General features: G+C 32.9%; 4 protein-coding genes. 1 reads left to right on the top strand and 3 read right to left on the bottom strand.

The features are described 5' to 3' along the window. Together AC220I_RS13765 and AC220I_RS13760 are read right to left on the bottom strand one after the other, a co-directional pair. Complete coding sequence (locus AC220I_RS13765) at nt 1-1,404, bottom strand: undecaprenyl-phosphate glucose phosphotransferase (RefSeq protein ID WP_486724424.1); 1,404 nt, start codon at nt 1,402-1,404, stop codon at nt 1-3. Between the two features lie 21 nt (nt 1,405-1,425). Beyond that, nucleotides 1,426-4,353 (bottom strand): hypothetical protein, encoded by a 2,928-nt coding sequence (locus AC220I_RS13760; RefSeq protein WP_486724423.1) that lies wholly within the window; start codon nt 4,351-4,353, stop codon nt 1,426-1,428. A 211-nt stretch (nt 4,354-4,564) separates the two neighbouring features. Here AC220I_RS13760 and AC220I_RS13755 point away from each other — a divergent pair, with 211 nt between their 5' ends. Further along, nucleotides 4,565-6,124, top strand: a complete 1,560-nt coding sequence (locus AC220I_RS13755; protein ID WP_486724422.1) for an S-layer homology domain-containing protein — start codon at nt 4,565-4,567, stop codon at nt 6,122-6,124. Between the two features lie 320 nt (nt 6,125-6,444). On the opposite strand, the gene AC220I_RS13750 is transcribed toward AC220I_RS13755, so the two are convergent. Beyond that, complete coding sequence (locus tag AC220I_RS13750) at nt 6,445-9,441, bottom strand: S-layer homology domain-containing protein (protein WP_486724421.1); 2,997 nt, start codon at nt 9,439-9,441, stop codon at nt 6,445-6,447. Nucleotides 9,442-9,474 lie beyond the last annotated feature (33 nt).

The raw sequence follows: 9,474 nt of genomic DNA, 5'->3' as shown, positions 1-9,474 counted from the left end.
TTAATACGCATTCCGATTCACAAATCCCTTTAAAAAAGTCAAAAGAATAATTTTAACATCCATACTCATGGTCCAATTTTCAATATAATAAAGGTCAAATTCAATTCGCTTTTCTATAGAAGTATCTCCACGCCAGCCATTGACCTGAGCCCAACCAGTAATTCCTGGTCTAACTTGATGCTTAATCATGTACTTTGGAACTTTTTCTTTAAATTGTTCTACGAAATAAGGCCTCTCTGGTCTTGGACCAACAACACTCATATCACCTTTTAGGACATTAAAAAACTGCGGTAACTCATCGATACTTGTTTTTCTCATAAGTTCACCCCATTTTGTCTTACGGGGATCGTGTTCTGTAGTCCACTTTACCTTCTCTTTAGTCTCAGATTCAACACGCATAGATCTAAACTTATACATTTTGAAAGGTTTTCGGTTAAGCCCCACACGTTCTTGCTTAAATATGATCGGACCAGGCGATGTAACTTTAATCATAATTGCGCTGAGGAGCATAATCGGTGAAAATACAATCAATGCCACTACAGATATTAATATGTCCACAAGGCGCTTCAAAACCGCCTTAAAATAATTATCCAACGGTACATGTCGTGTATCAATAATGGGCATACCATCTAATTCGTCCATATATGGTCTTGAAGGAACGTACTGATAATAATAAGGGATAATATTCGTTTTGACACCACTCTTCTCACAGGCTTCAATAATGCCGCCTAGTTTGTCGTACGATGCACCATCTAATGCGATTGTGACTACATCAACTTCAAACCGATCTAGCATTTCTTTAAGATCATCTATTCTACCTTTAAAACTACATCCTTCCGGAATTTCTCTTCTCTTAATTGTAACATCATCCAAAATGCCCACAATCTTGTAACCAAATGATTTGTTGTTTTCTAAATTCTTGATAAACTTTTTACCTATATCATTATATCCAATTAGTAGACATTTTTTTAAATTAAATCCTTTTGAGCGATGTCGCTGAACAGTAGAAATCACAGATGCGCGTATCAAAAAGGTTATAGTAATATTTAGCAAGTAGAAGGTAATTAATACATATCTAGAAAAATCGACAATTTTAAAAACAAACAAAATCAGTACTAATGTAATAATACCATATGTGTTGGCCTTAATTATCCCTTTCAATTCCTCGAACAGTCCATATGATCTTTGTTGATATAGACCTAACATATGATAGAAAACAAGGTAGATAGGTACTGATGCCATTAAAGGGATAAAAGCATCCACCAATGGAATTGCTAAAATACCTTCTGAAAACAGTTTAGTATAAAATCTAATATAATGTGCCAATGAAAATGAAATTCCCATTATCAAAATATCTAATATTATTTGTATTTGACTCAATGTTTTTTGATTTTCTCTAAACATTACTTACCTCTTTTGAAAACTCTATTGGATTTCATATATTTCGAGTGCTTTAATAGATAATGTATATGAATCCATTAGATTTCTTATCTGAATACTGTGTTTATCTGCATTATAAATATCACCTGTTCTTACAAGAATTTCAAGGAATCCATTATTATTCTCTATTGATCCTACTATAATTTCAGACTCATAATTTGCTTGTGAGTTGATTTTAAGAATATTGTCTTCAAAATCATTAATATTTGTCAATTCCGAGTTAATTACAAGTTTTATTTTGTAATTTTTATTAGCCTGCAAGCTTAAACTCTTATAAATACCATCTGAACCACTGAATATCTTAAGTCCTTCTGCTGAAATGAAAAAAAGATCCTCCTGACCCATTTTCACTATTTTAAATTCATCAGGTATATTATCATGATTCACATCAAATAAAAAGTAAGAGTTCTCAACAACTGATTGTATTTTTTCTAGTTCACTGATGTTTTCTTTATGGTTGACAAAGTAAAACAATTTGTTAACCATGGCCATGTAGTCATTTGAAAATTTTTCAGGTCTATCGATATTCAAATTGTAGTTTTCTCTAATGGCAATTGCTGATGATACCATTTCGTAATACTTTGACCCGTTTGTGAAATCACCTTTATTAATATAGTAATTCCCTATTGTCAAATAAGCGTTTAATTGAGCATCATAAACATCTTGACGAAGCGGTGCTTTTTTGATAAGTTCTTTGCCGAGTGATGCTACACCTTCAAAATCACCTTTTACGATTAAAGTATCCATTAATACCTTAATAACACTTGGCTCATTCCTTGAATATTTTCTCGCAAAAGATAAAATCTCTTCTGATTTCTGAGTAAGATCCTTTTGACCCGTCTCTGATGCAATTGTATTATAAATATTTCCTAATTCATAACGAGAATCAACTTTATACGGATTTAAATTAATAGACGATAAAAATAGATTAGTGGCTTCTTCTCTTTCACCATCTCTTAGAGCCTTTTTTGCTGCTTCAGCTTTATTCTCTGAAATATAAAAACACGTACTTGAAATAATTAATATCATACCTAATAATACTGAGATCATGTTATAAAAGTGTTTTTTTATTTCAAGCTTCCCAGTTCTGTACTCTGATGAGAGTATTCCAATTGTAAGTACGAATAGTATTTGTATGCTTAGATATGCAAAGTTAAAGTCCAGAAAACTGTGTATAAGTAAAACACTAGCCGATACAAGGAGTATCTGATTTAAAGAATCATTATTTCTAAAGGCTTTAATCCAATTGAAAATAAGTAATCCCACTAGAACTATAATAGACAAAATCCCCAAAAGTCCCAGATCAACAACCAGTTGAGCAATATAATTATGAACAATCATTGTATAATAGAGTTCACTTTGAAACATAGGATATAACGATTCCCATGCCCCACCACCATTTCCTATAAGGGATGTTTCTTTTAATATTGCAAAGGCATCTTTATAGGTAGTCAATCTACTTCCAACAGATACTTTTTCATTTAAATTAATACTGTTTATTCTCGAAACAATGAACTCAGGTAAAAATCTATAACTCAGTTTAATTTTTTTTACTAGCTTTTGGTTTTCATCTAAAATTTTAAAATTTGATATTTCAATTCTTTCATTATTTAAACCAACATTTAATTGAACTTTTAATTGATCTGCTCTAGTGGTGGTATTAAATTTAAGAATAATTACTTGCCTACTTGTAGAGATCTCTTTTGCTTCAACCTTTTCAATTGAGACAGCAGTTACGTTACCTTCAACATCAACTTCTTGAAGTATCAACTGATATCCACCTTTATCTAAACCAAGACTACTGTCGACTTCAAAGTTTATAAAGTAATTTTCTTCTGGATTTATATTTTCAACAATTCTACTAATACTTGCATTTCCTTGTTTATGTTCCCCAATATTATCTGATACAAGTGGTTGATCCAAGGTTACCATTACACTTGCACTTGTTAGTAAAATACCAACTAAGCCGAATATAACAAACTTAGGTATCTTCAAAGTCTTTAACTTAACTTTGCTTTCCAAGAACTTAATTGCTAATTGAACAAGACCGAAAATAACCATGCCTACTAAAACGATCAATAATGTATTATATTTAATTGCAATCGTTGATATATTTGAATTATAAAATGGCTTACTTACCATCGCGATTATCACAAAGTTTGCAACAATACCAAAAAGTGCTAGACTTTTAGTACCCTTAGGTAGTGCTATAAGTGTTCCAATAATAGCAACAGGCAAAATTAACCAAGCACCACGAGAGTAAGTAAACACAAATAAAAGCATGAATATGAATTGACACGAGCTGAGATAAAATCTTTTATAATTATTTTTTTCCAAAACACCCAGATAAATTGAAAATATTATTGAAGGAAACAGAAAAGTGGCAAAAGTATTAGCGTATTGAAAGGTTGCTGTAAACCTCGTATCTAAAAAGGCATCTTTGATTTCAATCAAACCACTTACCGCGCATACTGCTAAAATAGAAATACAGAATCCACTGAATACAATAATATGCATTATTCTATGTTTCAATTCAACTTGTTTTAAATTTTGACTTACATAACTTAATAGCAATAATAGAAAAGTATATTTTTGTAATTCAAAAAAAGTCCCAAAATATGAAACAGAATTTCCTAAAATCAAATTTAATAAGTAACCTAAAATCAGTATTAAGTAAAAGAACTCAAAACCTTGAAAATAAAGTAGTTCTTGGTGATCCCGTGCTTTAAGATAGCCCACAATATTTAAAACGACTAATACACTTGAACCCATTATCATAGTCATTAAAATGGATTTATAAAAGAACAAACCGCTAAAAAAAGGCATTAAACATATCATAACGCCAAGCAAAATTATGTGCATTTTATCCATATTTAAAGTCTTCGTTAAATTTATTTTATTTTGAGTTTTCATCGTATTCTCCATAACTATATTTTCTTTGCTCTTATATTGTATTGGATTGAGTCAAATGAGTCAATGTTAAGTAAATAATATTGAAAAAATGTATTCTTACTTACGAATATTCAAACAACTTGATGTAAAAACCAACCTGATAGTGCTATTTGATTATACTCAAAATAAAGTTATAATGGAAATATCAAAATATGTCTTAACGGAGGTCTATATGAAAAAACCAGTTATCTTATTGTTATTCTTCTCTACTTTACTCATGTTTTATCAAATTTCAAATTTTGCAGACTCATCCACTTTAAATGGAGGTGAGCTGCTTTACAAGTATCAATTTATCTCTGGAGATAATGGTAACTTAATGCTTGAAAAACCACTAACAAGAGCTGAAGTTGCTGTAATTATTGCTGAAATAAAGGGTGTAAAGCTTGATGCTCAAAATTTTTCACTGCCACCAGACTTTACTGATGTTTCTCCCGATAAATGGTATGCACCATATGTCTCCTATGGCAAAGCATTTAACTATCTTGGTGGATATCCAGATGGTAGTTTTCACCCTGATTCATCGGTAACTGCTCAAGAATTTGCCGCATTTTTGATGAATGCACTAGGCTATAATGGCGATTATATGTACAGTAACGTATTAGATTTTGCAAAGTCAAAAAATATTACTGTTACATATCAAGGTGATCGTTTTATAAGAAAAGATGCCTTTAATGCACTTTGGGAGGCTGTTAATCAACCTATTAAGGGATCTGATATTCCCATTGGGGTTTCTTTAGGTAAACTAACTCTATTAGATAATACTCAAAAAACAGATAACATCTTTTCATACGAAGCTTCTAGTACCAAATCTTTTGATATACAATTTAAAAATCCTGTTTCTGATATCAACAGAGTCACTTTTAATGTTACTAAAGGCGACTATAAAATAGCACTTAACGCAACTTGGAACAATCAAAAAAACGTTGCAAAGTTAAGTTCCAATGTTTACTTAAATAGCGGCCTCTATAAAATTGATATTATGGATTCGAATTCAAACACGCCCGAATATTATGGCCCTTTTTACATTCAGGTTGATAAGGAAAGAGTTGCTGATATTCAAATTAATGCTGATATTCTCTCTAAGTATGATGATCATTTTGGAACTGTTTCTTTTTCTGCATACAACCAATATGGAGAAAACATCACGAATTCAGGTCTAGCTCAAAGTTTGATTTTTCGCACAACAACAAGTGTTTCTACTCCTACTGTTGACTTCTCGACAGGTTTAATTACAGTTCAACATGGTTTATCTGGTCAAAGTTCAGCAACACTTGATGATCTGCCTAATGTAACCATTATAATCTCAGATCAAGCATCAAGTCTTACATATAGTAAGACCCTCAAGATTTCTAGTTCAAATATAGGTATAAATGATATACGAATTAATGGTATCGTTGATGAAGATGGTAATTTCATAGATTTCATTTATGATTTATCAAAAAATTACTACCTCGACTTATCCATTATCGACAATAGTGGTCAGCTAGTCAAGTCAAAGAATGCACTTGTTAATAATTCTGGTCAAGAAGTATTAATTGTACGATCCTCAAACGAATCCCTGGTAACGATACAGAAAATCAGTCATCCTCAGAGACTTTCTGAGATTGCATTTAAGATAAACTTCAATTCTGCGCCAACAATAGATACACCAATTGTTTTTACAGCTATTGCACCAACATCTACAGGAATGAATAACAGCGCTATATTTACTACCATATTACAGCTTCAATAATGTTCTTATAACTTCATTTAAAATTAAAATGTTGATGTGGATTTATTCCATTTCAGCATTTTTTTATAAATAAGCTCGCATTGTTGGCTGGCTTCCAAACTTAAAGATAAAAAATAATGCCTACTGCTTAAGTAGCCATGTTTTGTCTTACTTTCCTTTTTCATTAACAGACATATGCACTAAACACAAACACTGCATGATAATTAAATGTCTATTGAGTACCTTATAGGTTTTATTTTCACCAATTGATCTTACTTCTATCAATAATTCAAATAAAAAGGCAGACCCGAAGGTCTGCCTTTATTTTAATTAAATATTAACTATTTAATTTTGATGATGATTGTTTCAGAAACTGCACCAGAAGTTACAGTTAATGAGTACTCATCGCCAACTTGAACCGCACTAGTTTCAGTAATTAAACCAGTAGATGCAGTTACAGCAAGGTTACCAGTTGTTACAACACCTGAAGCAATCTTAGTGATGCTTGCAGTATTGAATAAACCGTTATCATCGCCATAGTTAGTGTTTGCATAGAATACTAAATCTCCAGCAAGAGCATCTGTATTATATACTGATGTTCCAGCTAAGTAAGTAGCAACGTCAGCAGCAGCAACTTCAACTACATTGTTTGTTACTGAGTAGATACCAAGTCTTTCGAAGCTTGGAGTAATATCTAAATAGATATCTTTTGTTACAGGAAGATCAGCACTTGCTTTCATAGTAGCAGTAGCTTGAAGAACACCTTTAGCACCATATACTAATGCAGTTACAGTAGTAGAATCTGTAGTTTCACTTGTATAAGTACCAGTGTTAGAAATAAGCATACCGTTTACAGCAAATTTACTATTGCTAACTTGTAAAGAAGAAACTTTTACAGCTTCTGCAGAAGAAGAACCAGGTAATCTTACTACAGTACCATCAGAAGTTAAACCAACTACAGTAGCTTCAGTAGAAATATCGTAAGCAGGAGCTTTTGTATCCATGAATGTTACTTCGCCTTCAACATCATCAATTCTCACAGAAGTAATATCTGCAGGATCAATATTGTAAGCAGTTGCAGTAGCTGAATCAATTACACTAACAACTGTAACAACGTCATCAGCTGTATTCATAACTGTATCAACGCCAGCAGTTCTTGTTACTTTTAATAATTCATAAGTGATTGTAGCAGTACCAAAAGCAGCTTTACCTGTAAAGTATACTCTTGAATCGCCGCTAATAATTACTTGAGTGTTAGCTGTGATATCTTTACCTGTATCTGTTGTAACAGCTACAACAGTAGGTGCAGATGTTGTTACTCTTAATGCATAATCATTAGCATTAGTAGCATCAGTTCTTAAGTTCATTGTGTTGTCATATTTGTCTCTAATAGTGAAGTTACTAATTCTTCTATTCCAAGAACTTCCTGTAGTATATGCTTTAGAGTGTAATAATGCAGAAAGTGAATCTGGAGTAGCAGCAGGCTTAACAGTGAAAGAAATTTGGCTGAAAGAACCTGTTGTAGAGTTTTTAACAGTTGCAGTTACATACTTAGTTTCACCGTTAGGGTTAGCAGTTGTAAATACACCGTATAATTTAGCAGAACCATCTGATTGTCTGATAAATTTAAAACCAACACCACCAGCAAAAGCAGCTGAACCGAAGTCAATTTTATTTACTAATTTATCGTAATCAGTAATAGCAGCACCATTTTGATCAAATGCTTCGAATGGGAATTCAATTGATTTTCCACTTGAAACAGTAACAGCTGGAGATTGTAAGTTGAATTTCTCAACTACAGCAGCTTTCTTTAAAGTAAATGTTTGCGATGCATTTTTACCAGTGTAAGGAGCAACAGCGATGAAAGTAACAGGAGTGTCGTAAGTAGGACCTACAGCAGCTAATGTTAATCTATATTTCATTCTACCATTGTCATTTTCAGGAGTAATTGTAACGTAAGTTGTGTTAGAGCTTGTGATGTCTAATAATTTTTGTCTAGTATCAGCTGCTGGTGGAACTGGAGCTGGTCCAATTTTAGCAGATAATACAGAGTAAGCTGTAACTTCTTTACCATTTGCATCTAATGCAGTGAAATCTAAGAAGTAAGATTTAGCAGTTCCGTATACGAAGTCAACTGATTCGCCTTTTTCGTTTACGATACCGTTAATTTTAATTTCATTAACTGCTGAAATTGTATCAGAAACAGATAATGATTTAGTAACTACAAAACCAGTAGAAGTATCTCTAGCTGTAATAACTACAGTTTTAAGATGTCTTAATTGGTTTACTTGAGCAGCATCTGTTTGTTCAACAGTGATAACGCCAGTTTTAGCATCAACATCTGGAGATGTTACGTTAGTAGAAGAAATCCAAGTTAAACCTCTTCCTAAACCAGTGTTAGTGATATCTTCATTGTATTGGTTTAATACTTTGTAACCAACAGTACCTTTTTCATCAGTGAATCTGCTTAATGTATCAGCATCAAATTCAACTTTTGCAACTTTTTCTTTTTCAACAGTTACTTTGAAAGTACCTAAAGCAACACCATCGCCAGTTACAACGATTTCAAAGTTACCTTCTGGTAATTTAGCAGTTGAAGATAAAGTAGCAACAGTTTTAGCTTCGTTCCAAGCAGCTGTTAAAGCAACTTTAGTAGTTTCTCTTGTAACAGCAAAAGTAACTTTAGAAGTATCAGCTACAGCGTTTTTGAATTTAACTTCAAAAGATTTAGCAGTATTAGCCATAACTGTATCAACAGCTAAAGGACCTTCAGTAGCCATTGCTGACTCTAATCTACCTAATTTAACGCCTAAAGCAACTTCTTCGCCTTTAACTGGTTTGTTTACAGCAGCCCACATAGCTTCGAAAGCAGCGCCTCTGTTAAATCCAGTTGTAGCTACGTTTACACCGATAGCAGCTGAATCAGCAACTACAGTATTCCAAGTGTAATCATATTTTAATGCGTTCATTAATACTGCAGCAAACTCTTGTCCACTCATGCCAGCTTCTGGTTTGAAAGTGCCATCTGGGTAACCAGACCACCAACCTTGAGCTTGTCCATAAGCAACATATGGAGTATACCATTTTCCAGCTTCTACGTCACCGAAGTTTGCTGGTGCAGCATAGTTAGCTGCTTCGTCTTTTAAGCCGTTCATTTCTGCAACAAGTACAGCCATTTCAGCTCTAGTTAACTCTTTGTCAACCATTAAGTCGCCATTGTTTCCTGCGATAAAACCGTATTTGTAAAGCATTTCTGCTCCGGTTTCACCTGCAGCGAATACTGGCATCATACCTAGTACTAACGCTAAAACGAGTACTAAAGATAATACTTTTTTCATCTGTGAATTCCTCCCTTAAAATAATTGTGTTTT

Source organism: Fusibacter sp. (assembly GCF_057447755.1).
This window is presented reverse-complemented; position numbering and strand designations above follow the sequence as displayed.

Excerpts from the sequence above, each read along its gene's own strand:
- AC220I_RS13765 (WP_486724424.1), bottom strand. The coding sequence starts at position 1,404 with ATGTTTAGAGAAAATCAAAAAACATTGAGTCAAATACAAATAATATTA.
- AC220I_RS13760 (WP_486724423.1), bottom strand. The coding sequence starts at position 4,353 with ATGAAAACTCAAAATAAAATAAATTTAACGAAGACTTTAAATATGGAT.
- AC220I_RS13755 (WP_486724422.1), top strand. The coding sequence starts at position 4,565 with ATGAAAAAACCAGTTATCTTATTGTTATTCTTCTCTACTTTACTCATG.
- AC220I_RS13750 (WP_486724421.1), bottom strand. The coding sequence starts at position 9,441 with ATGAAAAAAGTATTATCTTTAGTACTCGTTTTAGCGTTAGTACTAGGT.